Below are 21592 nucleotides of genomic sequence, written 5' to 3'. Positions count from 1 at the left end.
TTGCGGCTCAGGCTGCGGCGCGCGCGGCGGGAGAGGAGGCGAGGTAGGCGACCGCTTGGCTGGTCGAGCCGTACTGGGAGGGGTGGTAGCCGGGCCGGAAGTATTCGACGAACATCTTGGCCAGGCTCCACGGGCTCGGCATCAGGCCTTTGCGCCAGGTCCGCCGGACGTCACGGAACCGGATGCGCCGATCCCTCTCGGCGAGTTCGGGATCGACGGACATCAGGTAGCGGATGCCGCGGGTCCACAGGATCGCGAGGGTGGGCGCGGCGATCAGCCACGTGCGCACCCGGCGCGGGTAGCGGCCGTCGAGGTGGGTGAAGAGGTCGAATGCGACATGACGGTGTTCGACCTCTTCGGCCAGGTGCCACCGGAGCAGGTCGAGGACCTGCGGCGCGAGGGCGTTGTCCCAGGCGCGGGCGTTGAGTCCCCAGTCGCCGAGATAGGAGGTGAAGTGTTCGAGGGCGGCCACGACGGCGATCCGTTCGAGGAGCCAGGAATGGGCTTTGCGGCCGGCGAGGTCCCGGTCGCCGAGGAGACGCCGGAAAAACCACCGAACCTGCTCGACGTACGGATCCGTGTCGAGCCCCTCGGAATTCAGATGTTCGAGCAGTGATTGGTGCGAGGAGGAATGGGTGGCTTCCTGGCCGATGAACCCGATCACGTCCTCACGTACCGCGTCGTCCTCGATCAGCGGCAGTGCCTGCTGAAAGACGTCGACGAAGAACACCTCACCCTCGGGCAGGAGCATGTTCATCCCGTTGGCGTAGTGCGTGGCGAACGGGTTGGCGTCGAAGTAGTGCATCGGCAACCCGGTCCAGTCCCAGGACACGTTGCGGGCCGTGAGGGCGACCTTGTCGGTATCGGGGTGTGTGCTCATCGTGCTTCTCCGATCGGGTTGGTGTTCGACCGCTCGTGCTCGTCGATGAAGGAACGCACCCGGTCGGCGATGGCCGTCGGGTGGAATGCCGGGACCCAGTGCCCGCCGTCGACGGAATGGACCTGCGAATTGACTGCCCAGCGGCCGATGTCGATTTGGCTCGCGGGGGTGATGAAGATGTCCCGGCGCGGAACCAGAACCTGAACTGGCACCTGGGTGGTGCGCTCCTGTGGGCGCAGCAAGCGCGGCAGCAGGTTCGCGGTGTAGATCCCCAGGGCCCCGCGATTGTCGCGGGCCCGGTGCGCCGGGGCGTCTGCGGGGCGGGAGCCGGTTTCGAAGTGCGCGGCCAACGCGATCGCGGCGTCGACCAGACCCAGTCGGCACACCAACGGGGCGATCCAGGGGATCTGGAAGAAACCCATGTACAGCGGCGACTTCCACTGCCCCACCAGGTCTTTCCACCCACGGGGCCCGGCCGTGAGCCGGGACCGGATCCAGTAGGGAACGTGATCGAGGCACGGACCGGACACCGAGGTCAGCGACGCGACACGATGGCGCTGCACCGGATCTGTGGCGACGTGCCACGCCTGTACCGAACCCCAGTCATGGCCGAGAAGGTGCACCGGCCGGCCCGGAGAGACCGCGTCGATAACCCGGCCGATGTCGTCCGCGAGCTGGTCGAGGCGATAGTCCCTGATCCGTCGCGGTTGCCCGGACGCGCCCGACCCCCGCACATCGAAGGTCACCACACGCAACGTCGACGCGAGCTCGCCCGCCACCCCGTCCCAGACCCGGTGATCATCGGGAAACCCGTGCACACACAACACCGTCGGCGCGGCGGCGTTGCCCCGCACGTGCACCGCCAGCCGAACCCCGTCCGAGGCGTCCACGTAGGTGGTCATCACGCAACCCCAGCCGTCGCCCGACCGCACGCGGCGTCCGGCCCGGTATCCGGGTTTCGCAGGATGCGCGGTGCGACCGGCAGTCGGATTGTCGATGGTGTCATGCGAAGTCCTTCGTGGAAGCGGCGGCGGACGTCCCCGAAAATGCCATTCGGGGCGAACTAGGTGTTAACGTCAGTAACACTTTTTCCACGATAGTAGACTGATCGAGCTACCGCAAGAATTGTTCGCTCAACACGAGGAGGGGAACCATGGCTCCGGGTCCGCGTGACCGGCTCATCGCCGGCACGATCGCACTGGTGCGCGAGCGCGGCGTCGCCGGCACCGGCATCACCGAACTGCTGGCACGTAGCGGCACCGCGCGGCGTTCGATCTACCAGAACTTCCCCCGCGGGAAAGAGCAACTCATCGAGGAATCGACCCGAGCGGCCGGCCGGTTGATGAGTGCGCTCATCGCCGAATTCACGGGGTCCGGCGACCCCGCCGAGGGCCTCGTTGCTTTCATTCAGATGTGGAAGGACACGCTGCTGGCCAGCGATTTCACCGCCGGATGCCCGATCGTCGCGGCGGCCCTGTGTGGGCCCGAGGTACCGGCGGCGCCCGCCGTGGCAGCCGAAGTTTTCGGCGACTGGGAGAGCCTGCTCTCCGATCAACTCGAGCGTGTCGGCGTTGACGGGCCGGTCGCCCGGTCGCTGGCGACCACCGTAGTGTGCGCGGTCGAAGGTGCCGTCATCGTGGCCCTCTCGTCACGCTCCGTCCAACCACTCGATCGAACCGGAACGCATCTCGCCGAACTGATCCGGCTGCACCTCTCCTAGTGCTCCGGGAGGAATCGGCACCATCGCCGCCCTGCACATCCGTGTGGGGCGAACCGGCAGCCGCGGTGCGTCGTGGCGGCACGGCGCCGCCGGTGATACGCCCGGATCTGCCGGTCGGCGCACCCACTAAGTTGTTCGGCCGAGTCCGAATATCGGGTACCAGGTGTGTTGGTGTCGAATCGGGGGCGCAACGCCGCGATATTCGGCGAGGCCATGGCGAAGTTCGAGGCGCAGCACGAACTCGACCCCGATTCATCCGCCGGGCGCGGCTTGCTGTTACCGCACGCGCCCACGATGCCGAAGACTGCCGAACCCTGCTCTCCATCCCGGGAATCCCGCCCGAGCCCGACACCCCGGCTGATCCGCAACGTCTCCTACCCCCGGTGCGGTGCCGCGTCCGCCGGCGAACCGGCACCGTGCCCAGCCCGTCGCACGGGCTGCTTCCCCGAGCGCCCGCCCTTCGGTGGCTTCCCACGGTCATCCTCGCCCGCGAGCAGGGACCCACGTCGGCCGAGCCCGTTCACGGTGACCACCACCATGTCCTCGTCGACCGGATCGCCGTCGCGCGCCCGAGTCCGTCACCGCCGTGCGGCCGCGGCTCGTGGTGCCGGTTAGTTCGGGTCGGTGACGCGGTCGCGGCCGACGAGTTCGTTTTCGATGTCGGCGAGCCGATCGAGGGCGAGGTCGCGGTCGGGTGCGCCGGTGGGAGTGTCGCCGGTGACGATCGAGGTGAGCCAGTCGCCGTCGAGGGTGAGCGTATAGACGGGCCGGTGTGCGGCGGCGGACTCGATGATGGAGGCTCTGGTGGCATCGATGAGTTCGGTGGCGGCAGTGCGGAGGTCGAGGGCCGCACCGGTCTGGGCGGTCGTGCCGCCTTCGGCGGCGATGGTGAGGGTCCAACTGATCATGGCGATGCCGTCTCTCGGTGTGTGGTGGGGGGGCTGTAGTGGTGTGAGTATGCCGGGGAGCTCGGACGTGTTGCCGGGACCTGGCCGGCCGGACCCGGGTCCCGTGGAGGATCACCGACGGGGTTCTCGGTATCAAGTACCGGGCACGCAACGACGAGGACAGGTTCTCGTCGTCATGACCATCAAGCCCAATGCCGGTGTGGGGCTGCATGACCTGGTGGCCGTGCCCCGGGGCCCGATCATGCTCGATGACCGGGCCGGGTTGGAGCTGGTCAGATCCCATCTCGCAAAATACAACGCCACAGTCATCTAAGCATCTACGTCGATCTCCCACTGTCTGCCACCGGTGTGGCGGGCGGTATCGGACGGCGCGTTTGACGCGGCCGGGCCTACCGTGACCAGTGACGATCACAAGACGGCACTCCGGGCACCCGATGTGGATCTGCTGGGCTGCGGCGATGCCATCGGCCGACGGCATCTGCAGTCCAAGACAGCGACGTCGGGACGGTGCCGATACGCCTGCCCGCCCGCTTCGCCGCCACTTGACGCTTGCCCAATCACGACCAGATCGTCGTGCAGTCCCAGGAGGGCCACGAGTGCGGTCTGTAGTCGGGGCGTGCTCAATTCGGACAATGTCGGAAGCGAGCAACCTGTGCATAGAAGCAAAGTGCACCATCGGCCTCGGCACGCAAGCGCGGGCTGGACGCCGGCGACCCGGTTGAGCACGGCCGGGCGCTGCGAGCTACGGCACCTGCACCGCATAGTCGGTTCGCTGCTCGACGGCGTGCGCGGCTCGACGCCCACGTCCTGGTGGCCGCCCCCAACCAGACACACAATTTTGCGGCACCACGCGGGGCGGCTCATTCGAAACCTGCCGCGCGCACCTATGAGGTCGTCGCCCACGCGATTCGACCTCACCGGCGACTCCGCGTCGTCTCCGTCTAGGATCCGGCCATGGGAGGCGAGTGGATTCAAATCGATCAGGACTGTGTGACGTGCGGCGAGGCCGCGTTCCGGCACCATATTTATGCCAGCCTCGGCGGCGTGCTGATCGAGACTGACCTGTACGAGTGCGCCACCCCGGGTTGCCCCGGGCCTGTCGCGATCTGCGAACCGATCGACGGCTGATCGCAAAGAAACCCCACCGGCTGAGCCGTGACGCGCTGCGGTGGGTTCTCACTGCCGCCAGTCGCTCAAGGCCGCAGCAGGCGAAAACCCGCCGAGGTCGGCAGACGTAGGACGGAGTCTCTACACCGACCAAAAACGGCGAAGTTCGGAATCGGTGCGCGGGCAGCCTATCTGCGGCGAACCGACGCCACTGCCGATTACGAGCGAACCTCGACCATCTACTGCGCACGACCACCTGGAATTGTCTTCACGATCTGGGACCGCACGAACACGGTTGACGGGAGGCCTCGTCGAGGGTCGGTTGCACGCCGCCGCGTATTGCGATGATTCCGAGTATCACCGCATCACCAAGCAGGACAGCGGCGATCGCGCCGAGAACACTGCTGTCGTACGCGACTGCGACCAAAGTGCCCATCGGGAACGCCACGGCGCTCGCGACAGCACACGACTTCCACAGCCAGCGATAACGCCTCACGCACAGACTGTAACTGAACGATTGCCCAGTACGGAATCCGCTACTGCGATGGCATGTGTCACAGCGGGACCGGTGGCCAGAAACCGAGGCGAGTCGGCCTGGACGGAGTTGGTCCGGGTCGCGCGGTGAACGTCGGATGGGCGAACCCCGCCAGCACCGGGAGTGCGCTCGAAGCGCCTGAGTAAACCAAACAAGGACTGGCGCGAGCGAGGCGGGATGGGTCCACCCGTTGATGGTGCTCAGCAGCTGCCAATACCATTCGGCCCGAGGGTCATTGGCCACCTCGAGGCGAAGCGCCAGGGACTTTCGGTGGTGAGTGCTCTCCGTGGCGTCGGAGGTCGGCGCATACCGCGCGACGAAATCGTCCACGACCGGCCCGTCCTTCGAGCTACTGGGACCTGATGCCGTCCCCAATTGCCCGAGTGACTGTGTCCCGGAGACATTCGGCGAGGTCATCATGTAGCCCGGCTGGTTATCGTCGGCGCGCTCGACCGCTAGGCGGTGGGGCATTCGGCGGACACTGCGCGGAAATCGTCGACGACGACGAGGTAGGCCAGCTCGACCCAGGCCTGGACCCGCTCCGGGATGGGCCGTCCCGAAGCACCGGCATCGCTTCGCGCTCATCGCGAGCGCGGCCGGCTCCGGATCCTGACCGTGGCCCTCTCCGCACCCACGAGCTCTGACCCGCCTGGCCGCCTCTGGCCCCACTCTCTAGGGGAAAACCCAATACTCCAGCAGATCACCAGAGCGCTCTGGCAGCCCAGTCACCACGGCCACCCAAGCGGTGCTTCTTGGGGCTACTTGTCGCGGGACTCACCCACACCCTGGCGCGGGAGGACACGTTGACCGGTGAGTGCTTCGACGACACCGGCAAGATCCTGGGGAGAGAGTTGACCGGCCGAAGGCGGGCGCGGAGACGGTGGGGTCCGGGATGTCTTGTTGTCCATGAGCGGTGACCCATCGGATTGGTGTGGTGAATAGGCACCAAGCGTACGAGTCCGGCGCATCACACCTGTTGCGGGAAGGTGAGATCGGCGTGACATCTCTATCAGTGTTCCAGCGGCAGGTGGATACGGGTGCAGGTGCCACTCCGCCCGAATACCGAGCGGCACCTGCACGCCACCCCTCGCGCGAATCGCCCCAGCGACTCATGTCGTCATGGGACCCGCCATGACCAACCGAACCCTACCAGAAAACAGGGAGGATGGTCTTTTTTGACAGCGGTGGGCGCATAGTGGACACGGGCACCTCGTAGGAAGGCGTGCGAACACGTACCGCCGGTAGCGTTCGCGCAGGCTGTAGGGGCGCGACCCGATCAACCGGGCCTCACCCGAGGTGGCACGGAAGGTGCGGCGAATGGTTCAACCGCAACGCGCGGCGGCGACCCGAGCGCAGATCGTCCGCGGGGCAGCGGAGATGTTCGACAAGTCCGGGTTCGAGGGAGCCAGCCTCATCGAGACCACCGAAGCCGCCGGAATGACGAAGGGCGCCTTGTACTTCCATTTCCATTCCCAGGAGGAGTTGGCCCGGCACATCATCGCCGAGCAACACCGGATCTCCATCGCCGCGGTCGAGGCCATCGCGGCGCAGGAGGCATCGGCGCTCGAGCAGATCGTGATGCTCTGCCACGAGAAGGGGTATCGACATCGCCGCGGGGCGACCGGAGTGGTCACGCCAACGTTCGGACGCGGAACGCATTTCCATGGAGCGGGTGAGCACCCTGAGGACGTCGACGTGCGGGTGCGCGGGCGCTGAAAGGTCCTTCGCGCTGGTGATCAGCTTGTGATTTCCACCAGCTCCCACTACCTGCGCACAAGTTGCCACCCAACACGTGTCGACTTCCGTGACAGATCGTCAAACTGATCGACATACTCGAGTTAATGACTATCCGGATAACGCTCGACGGCTTTCACAAGGATGCGATCTCGATGCGAGAAACCCGGTCCTCGGCCTCACCTCTGCAGCTCTACGCCGCGTTTCGCCGCCATCACCCCACAATCGTGATGCCCGTCGACTACGTCACCGAATGCGGTTTCCGATTGGGACTTTGGCAGGACCGCCAGCGGGTGGCCCGCATGCTCGGCACCCTTCCGCCCCAACGCATTGCACAACTCGATGCGATCGGGTTCGTGTGGAGCGATGACGATCTTCCCCTTCCCGCCGTGTCACCGGCCGACGGCAAGCGGCGACGGATGCTGACCGAAATCGCCGCCTACCGCGAAGAGCACGGCAACGCACTCGTTCCCGCGAACTATGTCACCGCCGACGGTGAACAGGTAGGCCAGTGGCTCTACCGGGCGGTCAAGAAGTGGCGAGCCAACGCCCTGCCCGACGACGAGCGGCGGCCACTCGCTGCCCTCGGGGTCTCCCCCGGCCCACGCCCACGGGGCCCACGAACATCGGCACAATCCGTCGGATAGACCCAGGCAACAGTACGGGCAGTTGCGCCACCCAGCCACAGGCTTGCTAGCTACGCTAGCTATGCGCGCAAAGCGAGCTAACGTGCGGTCGGCTACCGCGAAGCACCCAGCACACTCGCCGAGGAGCCGCCGTGACGGCACTGATCACTGTGCGTCAGTTGCCCCCGTAGGGGACACCGGTGGTCGGCGTCGTCGAGGGCTCCCGCCCGGCCGCCCAAGCTCTCCAGGCCGACTGGCGCGTCGCTTACGTCACTGTGACGAACGCTCGAGCATTGGGGGTCCCCACTGCGGCACCCGGTCGAGCGACCGACCGGGTGCGCGACCGACCCTCGACCCACACAATCTCGCAAAGTGGAGCCGCCGACTCATCCCGGTGAACACGCAGACAGGCACCATCCGCTTCTGGGACCGAGATCGACGTCGAGACCGAGATCAAGACCGAGGTCGAGGTCGAGGTCCGCGAGGAACCCACATGTGTTGCAGTGCTTCAGGGGTCGTTCACGAGATCTCCTCCGGTGAACAGCCGCACCCGCCGAGAACGACAGATGTCGTAGACGGCGGTGTCGCCCCGGCTGCCCCGGGCGACACCGTCCTTGACTGCCTGGACGACGCCCTCAGCCAGGTGCCGGAGTAGAACGCTATTCGTCGCCGGGGATGGACGGTCGAAGAGACCAGGCTAGCGCCGCCGAGCGTCACCTCGGTGTGCAGGTCGCTTCCGAAGTACCCCTCACGGTGTTTGGACCCACCACTGCACCTGCGCTTCAGAGCAGCGATAGCGCAGCGCAATAGGTCCTTTCGGGTGTGTGCTCTCATGATTGGCCCCTGTCGAGAATGTCGAGTTGGACGCGGTTGTGGTGGCTGATTTCCCACCGGCCGGCTTCGAGGTCGTGAAGGAGGTCGCGGCACCGCTCATCGGTGCTCACGTCCGCGACTTGCCCGTTGATCGGGCCGCGGATTCCGTTCCGCCAGTCGATGACCGTGTAGACGAAGTCACCTGTGGTGGCGAAGTCGCGTGGGCGGGTGCACACGACGAAGTGCTCCGAGAGTGCGCGGACGGTGTAGGGGCGGCGGGGTTCGAGACCGAAGCGGATTCGCCCACCAACATCGAGTGGGATCGGAGGTGTGGGTGATCCCTTGGCGTTCATCAGTGTCACCGCGCACCCCCGCCCGCAGACCTGCCTTGGAGCGCTGCCCGCTGATTATCGGCGCGCGTGTCCCGGTCGATGTGGCCGCGGCCCAACCCCTCCGGCCGGTGCCCGAGGTGGAAACCGACCTCGCCGTCCTGGTGTAGGTGGGGGCAGGGGTAGATCGCCAGGCCCTGGCATTTTTCGTGGTGGGTGCGGGCCGCACGCGCGGCCCTGCGGGTGAAGTAGGTGCGTTTGCCGCCACAGTGCGGGCAACTCACCCAGCACGATGTCGGGCGGTGTGTTCGACGGGCCACTTTCCGGTGCTCCTATTCGACTGGGAGATATAGGTTCTCGGACCGAACGTCAACGCCGGGGCGGTGACCTGAACTGCGGCGTTTCTTCGTCCGGGCCAGGTCGGATTTCGACACAGCAACCGCTCTATCTGCGAGGTTCTCGGTTCCGTGGTCGAGGTGAAGTTCAAATGAAGTCGGCCGCGAGATGAAGCACGCAGTGGTGGTCCTACCGGGACGATGTCGGATCGTCAGGCGGCGCGGGTGATCTGCAGGTTCAGCCAATCCGAGACCCACTGGATGGCGTTGCGGCCGGCGTTGTCGACGACCAGGTTCTGGTAGCTCTGGTGTGCCCCGGAGGCGAAGAAGCTGGCCGCGTTCAGGCCCTCGCCGACAACGTGGGCGAGATCCTCCGCCCCCTGCGACTGCGCCATCGTCGACACCGCCCCGGCGAGTCCTGCGAGGTCGAGCGTCTGCGCCTGCGCGGTGATCGCGTTCCCGACGGGATTGGTCTGCTTGCCGAGCAGCGCGGGGTCGGTCTTGCCGGCTGTGCCGGTGAGCATGTTCGCGGCCACCGAGGCGAGTTCGAGGCCAAGAGGGATCAACGCCGTGGTCTGCGCCGCAGCACCGACCGGGTCGGGCAACACCCCGGGCGGAGGAAAAAGCTTGTCCGCGGCGGCCCACGCAATTTCCTGGGCTTGACCGGCGATGTTGGCCAGCTTGATCACATCGACGTTGCCGAGAATGCTGGTGACCAGCGCCGCGATCTGGGTGTAACCGGACGGGTCCGGGATGATCGCGAGGATCTGGGAGACCCACTTCAAGTCGACACCGGCGACCATCTTCACCACCGGCTCGAACTGCACGTTCAGCTCTCGGGCGGCGTCCCGGGCGGCGCGGACATCTCCGGCGGCAATTCTTTGCGGGAGCACGATCAGGTTGTGCAGGATCTTCGGAATATCGAGGGCAGTGACGCCGGTGACGACATTGAGTGCCTGGTCGACGACGACTTTCGGTTTGAGGACCGACAGCACGCTCGACGCGGAGGAGAGGGCATCTGCCGGGGTGGCGGCGACGGGTGCGATCTGGGTACCGAGTGATGCGGCGGTGCCCGCGAGTTGAGAGATTTCGGGTGCGGTGGCGGGCAGGGTGGTGGTGCCACTATTGGCGAGTTTGGCTGCGGTGTTCGCGATCGTGGCCGCCGAGTCGAGGGCACCGGTCAGGTTCGCTCGGCTGGCTGTGGTGAGGACCTGTGCGGCCGCGTTCTCGGGCGTACCGGCTGGGGCTGCGGCCAGGCTCGCGGTGGCGGCGGTATTCGCGGCCCCGGACTGCAGCAAGTCGACCAGTGGGCTGAGCGTCTTCGACAGTGAGGTCGCGGTGTCGGCGACCTCATGCACATCCACCGTCCCGCCGGTGTCGGTGCCGGACAGTTGCTTTCCGAGCGCGTCGACATTCGATCCGAGACCGGGCAGGTCGGCGCCACTGAAATCCGAGGTCAGCACGTGGGCGACCGCCGCATTACCTCCGCCGGTACCGGCACCGGTGTTGCCGGGGGTCTTCGACAGGATCGACCCGAGGGACCCGAGGAACGGGTTCGCGCCCTTGCGGATCGAGCAGTACAGGTCGTTCGGATCGCAGATCGAGGCGACCCGCCCCGACAGCGTGCCCATGCCCTGCGACCGGGGACCGGCGATCCCCTCCCCCGACGTCGTCGGCCCCACCGGTGCGGCGCCCTTCGTGCCGGCACCCGGGTCGGCGATCAGCGCCACACCGAGGACCCGGTCCGCATCGACCGGACCTTGATCGTTTCCGATCGCCGACGCGAGATCGCCTGCAGCGTCCGCACCCTGGGAGTATCCGGTGATCGTGATCTTCGCGCCCCGACACTCGTCGAGGTAGTTGCGCAGCACGGCGGTGGCCTTGCTGACCGCGTCGGTCTTGCTGTCGGCGTAGGTGTGGCCATTGTCGAACGCGGACGCCATATACGGCAGCGAGTATATCTGCGCGCGGGCACCGTTCTGTGCCTTAATCGCCTCTGCGACCGGGGCGAGCATGCCTACCGGCCGGGTCGGGTCGGCGTTCTCGTTGGTCTCCCACGTGCCGGGGATAAACAAATTGAACGTCGCCGCACAGCCCACCGGGGCGGCGTTGGCGATCGCGGGTGCGGTCAGAGCGACGCCGACGACGACGGTCGCAGTGGCGATCAGTGCGACCGTGCGACGGGTTCGCGAACGTCTGGCGGGCATTGGCACCTCGAATTGCCGGAAGGGACACTGATGCCTACCTTCACCCATGTCGGCGTTTCCCCTCAACGGGGTGTCGGGGTGCCCGGCGCTCCTTTTTAGGGCGCTGACCGGCGAGAATGGGCCGGAGTCGGGTGTTTTCACGTGCGATGCGACAAGGGCCACCCGACCCGTGCCGCGGCGGGCTGGTGGGGGGATGGTTCCCAGCGTTTTAGATCCAGTCGATGTGGACGGAGTCGATGTGGTCGAAGTGGAATCCGAACTGGTCGCTGTACTTGTCGAAACCCTTGTTCTCGGGGTAGTCGAGGGTGGCGTGCCGCTCGAGCAGTGCGACCACGCGGGCGTGATCGTCATTGGCCAGTGCGGCGGCCAGCTCGCGGGACTCCTCACTGGTGAACGGTGTGTCCGAGTTCGCGAAATCCAGGGTCCGGACCCGGTAGTCGTAGCCCTCGTCGGCGCCGTTGCGGACCATGACGCCACCTTTGACGCGGATGACCGCTTTTTTGGGGGTTCCGTCCGGCCGCAACACTCCGGCGCGTTTCATGATGTCCTCGGCTTTGACGTTGCGGAGTTTCTTGCTGGCGTCGGCGCGCAGCTCGTTCGTTTCCCCGGAGCGATATCGGGAGACGGCGGAGCGGGACCGGCCGATCTTCGCGGCCACGGCGTCGACGCCGCCGAGGCGTTCGATCGCGGCACGGCGTTGGGCTCGCTCGAGGACGTCGGCGTGTGGGATGCGGCCTTGCTGCGCCCACCGGCGCAACGTGCGAGCCGACGGGGGTGTGCGGCCGGCATCGATCGCGGCCTGACGCAGGCCCTCGTTGCCGAGTTCCTTGCGCAGCTGCTTGACGGAGACCTTGCTGGTCAGTCCGGCCAGTCCCCCACTTTTGACTTGCTTCGATTTTTCGACGCCGCTGGTCGCGGCGTTGGCGACGGAGACCTTGAGGCCGTCGAGGCCGACCGCCTCCTGCGCGGGTTTCTTGGTGCGCGGCTTCGGAAGATGCAGGGCCATCAGAGCACCCCCTCCCCTTCGTCGTCGGCGTCCTCGTTGTCGGCGAACGCCGCCTTGATCGCGAGGTTCACCTCGTGCACGTCCTGGGCCGAAGTGAAGGCGGACAGGAGTGTGTCGGTGAGGACCACGTCCTTCTCGACCGACATCTTCCCCAGCGCCTCACTCGGATCGGCGATGTCCTCACCATCCGCGAGGAGGTACACCCAGGAGTCGGTGACGGTGCGGACCGGCCAACGATTGTGTTCGCGGGCAATCCGCATCGCGACGCGGCGGCCGCGCCACCGGCAGTGCGCGATGATCGCCGCACGCCAGAGCGGTTGGTGGTGATGTTGCATCTGCTTCGCAGTCCACATGTCCGGGTTGACCATTCGCCCGATGTAGCCCTTGTAGCAGGTGCCGAGGAACCGCTTCGTCGCTTCGTCTTCGGTGTCCACCGCGGCCTTGCGGGCCTCGCGCAGGATCTTCGCCCACTTGTCCAGCGTCCGGCCCTGCTGTGGGTAGACCCACGCCTCGGCGATGTCGAGGTCGTCGAGGTCCGCGCCGATTCCTCCGTCTGCCACCGGGGAGCACAGCCCGTCGAGGCTGACCGTCGTCACCCAGGTCTGCACCGGCTGGTCCGCGAGCATGTGCGGATGCGGCAACGGGAGTTTCGCGGGAAGCGACAAAGTTTGCCCGGGCGGCAGGGTGATCCGCCACAGCCCGAACGGGGCACCCTTCTCCCCCACCGCCGCAGCCGCAGCAGTGTCACCAGTCAGGTGTTTGGGCTGCCCGTAGCCGAACTCGAGCATGCCCGCGGAGGCGAGGTAGGCGGCGCGTTGGTCGATCGACACCAACCGGCTCGCCCCGTCCACATCCTGCGCGTCGGGGACGCGGGTCCAGCCGACAGCGGGTTCGAGATCTCCCCGCGGCGGGCCGTCCAGCGGTGGGACCAACCCGGGTGTGGTGACCACGATGCCTTTGCCGCTGCGGGTGCGTTCACGCTTGATCTTGTCGACGAGGGCGGCGCCGGTCCGCGCGGGCGTTGGTCCCGGGAGCACCCCGAGGTGCTTGGCGCACCAGGCCAGTCGGCGACCGAGTTCCCGTGCCGCCGGGAGGTCGTCGTCCGGGAGATACGTTCCGGCCGTCGGTGAGCCGAGGATCCCCATGTCACCGACCCGGTTGTGCCAACCGAAGTCCTTGTTCCAGTAGGTCCACACGTATGGTTCGATCACCACATCGACCATCGAGGTGAAGTTCCCGATCGAGCGGGACAGGTGCACCACGTGCCCGGGGTCGCCGCGCAACTCCCAGCCCGCATTCAGCAGTGGGGTGAGGGTGGCGTGGAGGACGGCGGTCAGTTCCTGGGCGGCGCGGTTGCGGAGGGCCTCCATGTCGTCGACGTCGTCTTCGCTGCCCGGATCAATAATCCACCCGAGCAGCTCGCACGCGCCCTGTCCGACGATCCAGATCTGCGCGGGGGCGCCCAACGGGGTCAGCGAGGCCCAGCGGATCAGTTTGTCCAGCTTCTCGACCGAGTCGACGGGACCGGTCAACTCCCGCCCGGAGGGTGTGTAGGTTCCGTCGGCGGTCACGATCAACGCATGGCCATCGGCGTCTTCTCCGGCGGGCAGCGTCTCCCACACCGGCTTATCGGCCGCGTCGTTGCCAGCCTCTTCGCTGCCAGCCTCTTCGTTGTCAGCCGTGTCGTTTCCAGCCGTGTCGCTTTCAGCCGCGTCGTCGTGCACTTCGTCGCCGTCGACCGCAGCGTTGTCCACTTCTTCGCTGTCCGTCTCGGGTGTCGGCGGGGACGGGGCTTCGGCGGGGTCGGCGGCTTCGGCGACATCCGACCGCTCGGGCGATGCAGGGTGGGCGGCAGCGGCCGGCTCAGAATCCGCATGATCGGCTTCGACGAAGACATCAGCATCGACGGCGACAGCGTCGTCGTCGGGAAGAAAGTCGTCGTCGGGAAAAAAGTCGTCGTCGGGAAAAAAGTCGTCGTCGGGAAGAACGTCATCGTCAGGGAGAACATCATCGGTGGAGGAGGGAGATGTCGTCAGGGTTGTCTCGGGCAGTGCGAACAGGGGTATCTGTTCCCACGGACTGCTCATGACTCCTGCTCGGTGATCTGGCCGTCATGATCTGCCGGCGGGACGCTGCAGCGGTCGAAGAACTCCTGCAGGGCCACGTCCACGACGTTGGTCACCGTGGATTGGCGATCGTTCACCAGCCAGTTCAACCGGGCCTCCGTCGAGGCCAGGACCCGGGTATTGAGCGGAACCTTCGTCGGGCCCTTCCGTGGTTCCAGCTTCGCCGTCAATTCCGGACTCGGCGTTCTCGCACCACCGAACTCTCCCGCACCGGACGCGCGCTTCCCCGAGCCCGTGGCGCCTCGTCCGGCCCCGGTCGGGCGGCGGCGGGCGCCGCCTTCGGAATTTCCTGTCTTCGCCATCCCCACCCACTCGTGTTCGGTGTGCCGCCCGTGTACGTGCGCGGACCTCACCCTACCCACTACGCGCCTTCTTACCGGTATTTTCGCTGGCATGTTTGCGTGCAGAGTTGCGCCCAGACTGTGACGGGGTGGGGTGTTACCCGCCGAGGGGTTGACGCCGCTGGTGGCGACCTCGCCGGAGACACGGCCCGGGCACGTCAGCGCAGGAAACCGTCACGACTCGACAACTGCGGAGTCGTCATTCCACCAGCGTGATCGGCACCCCGGGGGTGATGAACAGGTGGTGCCGGGCGCCGTCATGGAGCGACATCGCCACTCCCAGGGTGTTTCCCTCGGCGAACCGTGCGAGCAGCTCGCGGGTGGCCTCGAACCTGGTCTGGCTGATGCCGTAGGTGACGCCGCCCAAAGATGAGGCTGGGCACATACCCTCCTTCTGCTCGGCGGTGGATCGTTGCCGAAAGTCTCGCGGACACCGACTCCTCCACGAGGGCGGACACACCGTCGCGACCCGATGGAGGTAGCTGCTGCGGGTGGGGTTACCAGCGGTGGACGACGGTCGGGTTCGGCTCGTCGCTGCCCCGAATCGCGATCGGAGTCGCCGGCGTGATCAGCAGGCGAACCGTCGAGTTCTGGCTGACGAAGCCGACGAATCCGCCGTTGCCGTTGTCTGCGAAGAGGCCCCGGATGTCGTCCTCGAGACTGTGGGCGGCGGCCGCATCAGCGAGCGGATAACGGACCCCGTCGTAGATCGCTTCGTAACTCATGATCCTTCTCCCGCCGGTCTCGTCTCGTGGTGCTCACCAGCGTAAGAGCGCCGGGCCGCCGGTCGTGGCCGCCGCCGACGCCGACACGTTGTCCGCAACCGAGATTCGACCGGATCGCTGCACCCCCCGGCGACTGCGGTCAACCCGCCCACGCGCCACCGTCGACCTCGCCAGGAGCACTCGACCGGCGGTGACCCCTTTAGCTTCTTTTAGCGTTGCCAGGGACCGCCACCCGGCACAAGGCCTGGCCGGTTACCGTCTGTCGGTATGGGGACCACCTTCCACGGACCGAGTCCGTGGCCACACATCACCCGCGCCATCCGCACCCGCGGCGCCCGGTACGCCGCGATCGGCTACCTCGGACAGGACGCACCCGACCTGCTCCCGCTGCGCGCCGGGGACGTCCTGGTCGTCAACGCCTCCAAGGCCGCTATCCGTGCGCACGCCACCTCCCCCGCCGCCCTCGCGTACTACCTGAACAGGGGGGTGCGGGTGCTGTCCTCGCCGACCCTGCATGCCAAGGTGATCGTCACCAACACCCGGGCGGTGATCGGGTCGGCGAACGCGTCGGAAAACTCCACCCTCGCCGACGACGCTGTGGTCATCACCGACGACCCTGAGATCATCGCCGGTGTCCGTAAGTTCATCGACGGCCTCGACGAGATCACCGAGGTCGATCAGGTGTTCCTCGACGACGCGATCCTGGAGTGGGAGATCGGCCGCGCGGTCCCACTGCCCGGGGTCACCGGCAGGGTTCGCATCGAGACAGATTTCCTGCCGACGCCGGTGACTCGGATGTTCGTCAAACACGCCGTCGACTACGAACCCACCCGCACCGAACAACAGGTCCTCGACGAACTGCGGGGCCGCCATCACAGCCGCGGCGGCCCGGCGGCGAAGTACCAGCTCGAATCGCTTCGTCTCGACAGGCCCAGCGGGGTGAAGCGGGGCGACGTGATCGTCTTCGTCTCGGCCGATGACGAGTGGATTTACGCGCCGGCGGTCGTGGTGTCCGACCCCATGAAGCTCCCGCGGTCCGGTGGAGCAGTTCTGTACTTCCTGCGCCTGCGCACCGGCCTGTCTCCACTCCGCCTCTCCGATGCTGAGAAGGCGCTGACCGAGCTCGGGCATCCCGGGTCACGGCTGCGGACTGACCACTTCGTCCGCTCCCCTGGCCTTAGGTCCGCGTTGCTGGGGTTGTGGGACCTCTGATCGTCAGCGAGCCTGTGTCAGTGTGAGAGTGAGCGCCGCAGAACCGACGAGCCCGACTGTTGAAACACTAGACGACACTAGATACCGCGACACTGCTGCGCGCCGCTCGAACGGTGCTGATGCGGTGCTGCCAGCATCAGCCTGGGTAGTACTACCTTCCACATCTCGTCGACCCGTTGTTCGAGGTCGGCCCGGTGAGCCAACAATCGAGGGACGGTCTGTAAACACGACGGGTGCGTTCCGTTGCGCAATACGTAACCTACAATCGCAATGCTAGCTAGCGTAGCGGAGTTAGCTATCTCCGCCTTGCGGTCACGGTCGCGGCGCGTTCCGGAGCACAATTCGTGACGTTGCCATTTCCGCGGCAGCCATCCGGCCGCCGGTGAAGAAAATAGACAACCGTCCAGGCCCGGGCATTTACGTCACAGTGATGAAATTCTGTCCGCTCTCCCCTGCCACCAGCGCCGCGTGAGATGGGTTCGCCAACCGTTCCGCAACTGATCGATACCCACCCATCCAAAGCGTCGGACCGCGCACTGACACCCCGCGGCACCGTCGAACGACTCAAGCGGCCGCGAAGGCATTTGCCGAGACCGGGCTCAACCAGCTCGTGACCTTAATGTGCCGCGCCGACGGCGCTGACGTCCGAAACAACATTGGCCCGAGGGGCGATGTGGAACCGGATCTACTCGCCCACTTCGAGATCGAGTGGCTGGATGGGTGTGCCTGCGGCGGATGTCAGCGTCACCAGGTACCCCCGAGGAGACCGCAACTACAACTCGACGGATATACGTTGCTGCATCGTGCGGGCGTGTTGTTGCTTCGCGGTGATGGCGGCCTCGATACGGCAGCGCAGGTTTTCGTCGCTGAGGTGTGGATTGTCGAACCCGGCCACCACCGCCAGCTCTGTTCCGATACGGATGTGGGCAGTCTTATTGACCACCGACCCGTCGTCGCGGCGCGCCAGCTCGCGCCCAGTGGCGATGACCTGAGTCATGGCGTCAACGCGATTGGACGCTTCCCCCGCGCGCACCGATGTCCGCTGAGTCTCCAGATCCCAAAACGATACGAACCATTCCACAACCGCTCCCTCATCCACTCTTCTTAGGTGAACTGTGTAAATCACCAGCGTCCAACTTGCAACGCGGCGCTCGCCCACCTGCAATGCGCAAATGATCGCCGACGTTGTTGCGTCCGCTTAGCGGCCCACACGTCCGGTTGTCCGTTGCATCCGAATCGAACATTGCGTTGCCAATTCGCACTGTCGGCGTTGCGTTGCAACTCCATCTGGTTGGTCTGCAACGTCGGGCCGTGTTGCGGTCAGAGGCGCTGGGTGTTGCGGCGGTTCGGGATTCCCTGGGTGTGGGGTGTGCTTCGTTCTGTTGGTCGGTCGTCTCCCCAGTCGAGCCGCGGAGAGCAGGGACTGGCGGTCGCCGCCTTGCCGGGGCGTGTGATCAGGGTGTCCCGACCAATGTGTACTGCGGATCGAGCGTTGCCGCATTGCGTCCGTCCGCAATCTCCTCGAGTTCCGGCAACGGGGGCGTCCGGAACCCGGCGTCGACCGCGCGTTGCGCAACCTTGTCGAACCGGCGCATTGCGGTGCTTGCGGCCTTAGCCCGCGTGAGTGTCGCGATCTCCGCGTAGCTGTGCTGTTCGATGATCCGCAGTCGGGCCGTCTCCTTCACTACAGGCTCGAAGTCGGCGCACGTTTCGATGAAGTCGAGGAGGTTCTCGATAGTCTGGGCCTCGTCCGGCAACACGAATGGCTCCTGCGAGTCCTCGAGCGCATTGCCGACCTTCAGTGCATCGGCATTGCGTCCGTCCAGTGCACTGCGCGCAACGTGCTCCTCGGTGAGGGTCGCAACATCGGTGAGGTCATCTGGGTTCGTTGCGGTTGGTTGCGCGGCATCCGCAACGCGCGTGGAACTCTCAGGTCCGGTCACGGCGGCCTCACTGCTGTCGTCGACTGCCGAGGAGTCGTCTTCCGTGGCACCGTCGGCGAACTGCGCAACGGTCTGAGCAATGCGCGCCGCAACGTCAGGGTCCTGAGCAATGCGCGCCGCAACGTCGGGGTCCTGCGCAACATCGGGGTCCTGCGCAATGCGCGGAGTAGTGATGTCCGCAATATGGCCAATGTTCAGTTCGGATGCCGGCATCGACTCAGCCACCACCGTCGGGTAGTGGGCCGCGTTGTCCTCGCCGTTCCGATGTTCGCGGTCACGAGTGTCTCGGACGACCGCGGTGTACTCGGTGTGGGCGGTGCCGATGGCTTTGATGAGGATTCCGACGCCGTGGGTGAAAGCTAAGACCAAGAGTGGCGGGATGACTGCAATGAGCGATGCGCCGGTTGGAGTCAGTGGGGTGTATCCCAGGTCGATGCCAGCTGCAGCACTCCGTGCGGCGGCTTCCCCGGCGCGGTAGGCGTGGTAGGCGTTGCCGAAGACGCTGATGAAGACGACGACCACTGCGAGCCAGAGGAAGAAATGCTTCCCCGTTGCGCTGCCGTTGATTTTGCTTAGCGCAACGATGGCGATCGTTGCGCCGAGGATTGCGCCGTCGACAATGGCGGGGAAGATCCAGGTGAGGTAGTGCGGGATTCCGGCCTGCAATGCGAGGTCGCGTTGCACGGCGAACGAGAGGACGAACGCTCCGGTGGTGATGCCGACCGCAATGGCGATCGCAACGATTAGGGCGGCAATGAGGGCGCGGAGCTGGATTCGTGCTGCTCGGATACTAAGGTCGTTCATGATCGGGGTGTCCTTCCACGGGGTCCCGGTCCACGAGGCCCCCGCCGGTCCAATCGGCGGGGGCCTCCTTGTGTTGGTGCGGCCTGTGTGTTTCGGTGGGCGTACCTCGAACCACGAGCGCTCACCTAGCACCGATAGCTAGTGTCGCTATTGGTGCTAGCAGCCGTTCTTGGTCAGGTACTCGATGAGCGCGGCGTCGGTGACCGATGAAATGGTGATGCTCCGGTCCCCGGTCTCGTAGCGCAACTTGTCCACACCGCGCGTCAGGCGCGCCTTAGTCGAGGGCCGCAACCGTACGTTGTGTTGTTCGCTGAGCTTCTCGACAGGCGATGCCGCCTCGGGTGCAGGAGACAAGACCGGCGTGACCGGCACGTCGGCGACAGGTCTGATGGTCGATTCGGTCGGAAGTTGCGTCGGCTGCTCGTCGACGGCGGACCTGGTGGGGTCTTTGACGACCCGGGGGCGCTCAGGAAGATCTGCGGCAGGGTGCGCCGGCCTGCGGATAGCGGGTTCACGTTGGACGCTCATACGGTCGCTCCTGCGGTCTTGATGGGTAGTTCGTTGAGAAGGTCGGTGTAGGCGAGCTGCAATGACAGCGATTTTCCGCCCGTGAACTTGTGGATCGGAGTGCGCGCGCTGTGTGCGTCCTGCCGCGTTGCGTATTCCGGGATGGTGGTGCGCGCGACGAGATCGCCGTAGACCTCGCGCAGTTCGCTCTCCCGGAATCGGTGCTCGCCTGTCCCCCGCTGTCGGCTGAGGACGATCTTGTCGATAGCCAGGTTCGGGTTGGGGCGTCGCTGGACGTTCTCGACGGTTTCGAAGAGCTTGGTGACGCCTTGAACGCTGTCGATGGTGGGCTCGGTCACTGCAATGACCCCGTCCACTGCACAGAAAACAGCAAAGAGGAGTTTGCCGAGCGACGGTGGGCAGTCGAAGAGGACTGCGTCATAGGCGGAGAGGTCGAGGCCCTCGAAGGCGATGTCGAGGCGGAAGATGAGGTCGTTGGCGCCATCCGACTCGATGTTCGCGAGCGTCTGGTCGGCTGGGATCAGATCGACGCCGTCCCATGGGGTGGCAATGACGGCGTCGATCGCCGTGCCCGACTCGGTTCGGCTCATCAGGTCGTAGGTTGTCAGCATCTCGTCGGTGATGGTGACGCCTACGCCGTTGGTGGCGTTGCCCTGGGGGTCGACGTCGACAATGAGGACGTGTCCGCCGGCGTTGCTTATTGCGCTCGCGAGACCGAGGGTCGTGGCGGTCTTGCCCACTCCCCCTTTCTGATTGCAGATCGCGCATTTGCGTGTCATGACTTGGTTCCGTTCCGTCGAGGCCAGGAGACTTCCAGATGCGCGCGATGAGCGTTAGTGCAACTCCGCACGCTCGCGTAGGGAGCATAGCCAGGCTTGGCTGCTGAACTAGCTCGACACGCCGAGCAACGCTAGCGTTCTTTGCTAGGTGAGCTAGCGCGAATAACGCAGCTAGCGTCTCTAGTTTGGCTGTCGTAGCGATCGACGCTGTGGAGGCAGGCATAGCTATGGTTTCTATGGTTGCGGCCATATCTAAGTTGTCTGTAAACGCTTTGCTCGCAACAGTTACTGCACTAGTCTTCATAGCGCGGTTAGATACGTCTGCTCTTATAGCTATGACCGCAACGATCGATAGTTGAACTTCTCTAGCAAGCATCGCCCTCGTAGTTTTGTTCGCACTCATAACTCTGCAAGCAATCCTAGGACTCCTAGACTGCGTAGCCAGCCTTGTAAGGCTGGTATTGCTAGAAAGGCAAGTCAGCCTAGAGGTGCGAGCGTCTATAGAATGCGGCGCTACTGTAGCGCTTATACGGGGTCTAGCTCGCGTAGATATCGTTGCTGGCATCTCTCTGATAGCCACGATTGCGAGACTTGCTGCGCTAGAACGAGTAGCCGTGATCGTCTCATTAGCAGAACTATCCGCGACATGAAGGCTAGAGCCGATAGCCCGGGTAGCCTGGATAGTTGCGCTTCCCTTGCTACCAAGCAGATCCCGTCAATGCTATAGGAGCTAGCGTTGATATTTCAGCAGGTCAGTGGGTCGCCACGACAACTATGCACGAGGCACCGTCACGCGAAACGCTTCCCTCGACCAGATCGCGTCTGCCTGGGTGCGGCGGAACCCATTGAAACGGAGCCGGCCGGCTTTGAGTCTTCTCAGCTCGACAGGCTCCCCGAGCGGATCTGGCCCCCGATCAACCCAGCACGATTTTCG

19 protein-coding genes and 1 pseudogene are annotated in these 21592 nt (G+C 65.5%); 6 read left to right on the top strand and 14 right to left on the bottom strand.

Translation table 11 applies throughout. The features are described 5' to 3' along the window. Nucleotides 1-7: 7 nt before the first annotated feature. Nucleotides 8-880 carry a metal-dependent hydrolase gene (locus tag HGB39_RS28345; protein WP_168442973.1) on the bottom strand — a complete coding sequence of 291 codons (873 nt, stop codon included), beginning with the start codon at nt 878-880 and terminating at the stop codon, nt 8-10. After that, nucleotides 877-1782, bottom strand: a complete 906-nt coding sequence (locus tag HGB39_RS28340; protein WP_210753030.1) for an alpha/beta fold hydrolase — start codon at nt 1780-1782, stop codon at nt 877-879. Before HGB39_RS28340 ends, HGB39_RS28345 begins: the two co-directional genes overlap by 4 nt. A 251-nt stretch (nt 1783-2033) precedes the next feature. Here HGB39_RS28340 and HGB39_RS28335 point away from each other — a divergent pair, with 251 nt between their 5' ends. Continuing rightward, complete coding sequence (locus tag HGB39_RS28335) at nt 2034-2600, top strand: TetR/AcrR family transcriptional regulator (protein WP_168442972.1); 567 nt, start codon at nt 2034-2036, stop codon at nt 2598-2600. Nucleotides 2601-3211: 611 nt separating this feature from the next. On the opposite strand, the gene HGB39_RS28330 is transcribed toward HGB39_RS28335, so the two are convergent. Further along, a complete protein-coding gene (locus tag HGB39_RS28330) occupies nt 3212-3508 on the bottom strand; it encodes a hypothetical protein (protein WP_064080528.1) in 297 nt (98 codons plus the stop codon). A gap of 175 nt (nt 3509-3683) precedes the next feature. Between HGB39_RS28330 and HGB39_RS28325 the strand changes: the two genes are divergently transcribed. From HGB39_RS28325 to HGB39_RS28310, 4 genes and pseudogenes are all read left to right on the top strand, one after another. Next, complete coding sequence (locus HGB39_RS28325; RefSeq protein ID WP_247607525.1) at nt 3684-3821, top strand: hypothetical protein; 138 nt, start codon at nt 3684-3686, stop codon at nt 3819-3821. 641 nt (nt 3822-4462) lie between these two features. After that, nucleotides 4463-4636, top strand: coding sequence for a hypothetical protein (locus HGB39_RS28320; protein WP_155756049.1), 174 nt, complete (start codon nt 4463-4465; stop codon nt 4634-4636). Nucleotides 4637-6467: 1831 nt separating this feature from the next. Further along, nucleotides 6468-6743 (top strand): annotated as a pseudogene (locus HGB39_RS28315) (TetR family transcriptional regulator); the annotation flags it as partial. Nucleotides 6744-7039: 296 nt separating this feature from the next. After that, nucleotides 7040-7531 (top strand): helicase associated domain-containing protein, encoded by a 492-nt coding sequence (locus HGB39_RS28310; protein WP_064080550.1) that lies wholly within the window; start codon nt 7040-7042, stop codon nt 7529-7531. An 809-nt stretch (nt 7532-8340) separates the two neighbouring features. On the opposite strand, the gene HGB39_RS28305 is transcribed toward HGB39_RS28310, so the two are convergent. The 7 genes from HGB39_RS28305 to HGB39_RS28275 all read right to left on the bottom strand — a co-directional run bounded on the left by HGB39_RS28305 (nt 8341) and on the right by HGB39_RS28275 (nt 15392). Continuing rightward, nucleotides 8341-8676, bottom strand: coding sequence for a hypothetical protein (locus HGB39_RS28305; protein ID WP_210753029.1), 336 nt, complete (start codon nt 8674-8676; stop codon nt 8341-8343). A 523-nt stretch (nt 8677-9199) separates the two neighbouring features. Further along, on the bottom strand, nt 9200-11194 hold the full coding sequence (locus tag HGB39_RS28300) for a cutinase family protein (RefSeq protein WP_064080532.1): 1995 nt from the start codon (nt 11192-11194) through the stop codon (nt 9200-9202). Between the two features lie 208 nt (nt 11195-11402). Next, complete coding sequence (locus HGB39_RS28295; RefSeq protein WP_064080533.1) at nt 11403-12200, bottom strand: hypothetical protein; 798 nt, start codon at nt 12198-12200, stop codon at nt 11403-11405. Continuing rightward, complete coding sequence (locus HGB39_RS28290) at nt 12200-14287, bottom strand: hypothetical protein (protein WP_081276565.1); 2088 nt, start codon at nt 14285-14287, stop codon at nt 12200-12202. Before HGB39_RS28290 ends, HGB39_RS28295 begins: the two co-directional genes overlap by 1 nt. Then, nucleotides 14284-14628, bottom strand: a complete 345-nt coding sequence (locus tag HGB39_RS28285) for a hypothetical protein (protein WP_064080534.1) — start codon at nt 14626-14628, stop codon at nt 14284-14286. The genes HGB39_RS28290 and HGB39_RS28285 overlap by 4 nt, the downstream gene beginning before the upstream one ends. 238 nt (nt 14629-14866) lie before the next feature. After that, nucleotides 14867-15052, bottom strand: a complete 186-nt coding sequence (locus HGB39_RS28280; RefSeq protein ID WP_155756050.1) for a hypothetical protein — start codon at nt 15050-15052, stop codon at nt 14867-14869. 112 nt (nt 15053-15164) lie between these two features. Beyond that, nucleotides 15165-15392, bottom strand: a complete 228-nt coding sequence (locus HGB39_RS28275) for a hypothetical protein (RefSeq protein ID WP_064080535.1) — start codon at nt 15390-15392, stop codon at nt 15165-15167. A 267-nt stretch (nt 15393-15659) separates the two neighbouring features. Here HGB39_RS28275 and HGB39_RS28270 point away from each other — a divergent pair, with 267 nt between their 5' ends. After that, nucleotides 15660-16604 carry a phospholipase D family protein gene (locus HGB39_RS28270; RefSeq protein WP_064080536.1) on the top strand — a complete coding sequence of 315 codons (945 nt, stop codon included), beginning with the start codon at nt 15660-15662 and terminating at the stop codon, nt 16602-16604. A gap of 772 nt (nt 16605-17376) precedes the next feature. Here the strand turns inward: HGB39_RS28270 and HGB39_RS28265 are convergent. From HGB39_RS28265 to HGB39_RS28250, 4 genes are all read right to left on the bottom strand, one after another. Beyond that, nucleotides 17377-17685, bottom strand: a complete 309-nt coding sequence (locus tag HGB39_RS28265; RefSeq protein WP_005574595.1) for a hypothetical protein — start codon at nt 17683-17685, stop codon at nt 17377-17379. 373 nt (nt 17686-18058) lie between these two features. Next, nucleotides 18059-19351, bottom strand: coding sequence for a DUF2637 domain-containing protein (locus HGB39_RS28260; RefSeq protein ID WP_064080537.1), 1293 nt, complete (start codon nt 19349-19351; stop codon nt 18059-18061). A 156-nt stretch (nt 19352-19507) separates the two neighbouring features. Then, nucleotides 19508-19879, bottom strand: a complete 372-nt coding sequence (locus HGB39_RS28255) for a hypothetical protein (protein ID WP_064080538.1) — start codon at nt 19877-19879, stop codon at nt 19508-19510. After that, nucleotides 19876-20658, bottom strand: a complete 783-nt coding sequence (locus HGB39_RS28250; RefSeq protein WP_011600537.1) for a ParA family protein — start codon at nt 20656-20658, stop codon at nt 19876-19878. The genes HGB39_RS28255 and HGB39_RS28250 overlap by 4 nt, the downstream gene beginning before the upstream one ends. Nucleotides 20659-21592 lie beyond the last annotated feature (934 nt).

This window comes from Rhodococcus opacus (assembly GCF_012396235.1).
Taxonomy (GTDB): domain Bacteria; phylum Actinomycetota; class Actinomycetes; order Mycobacteriales; family Mycobacteriaceae; genus Rhodococcus_F; species Rhodococcus_F opacus.
This window is presented reverse-complemented; position numbering and strand designations above follow the sequence as displayed.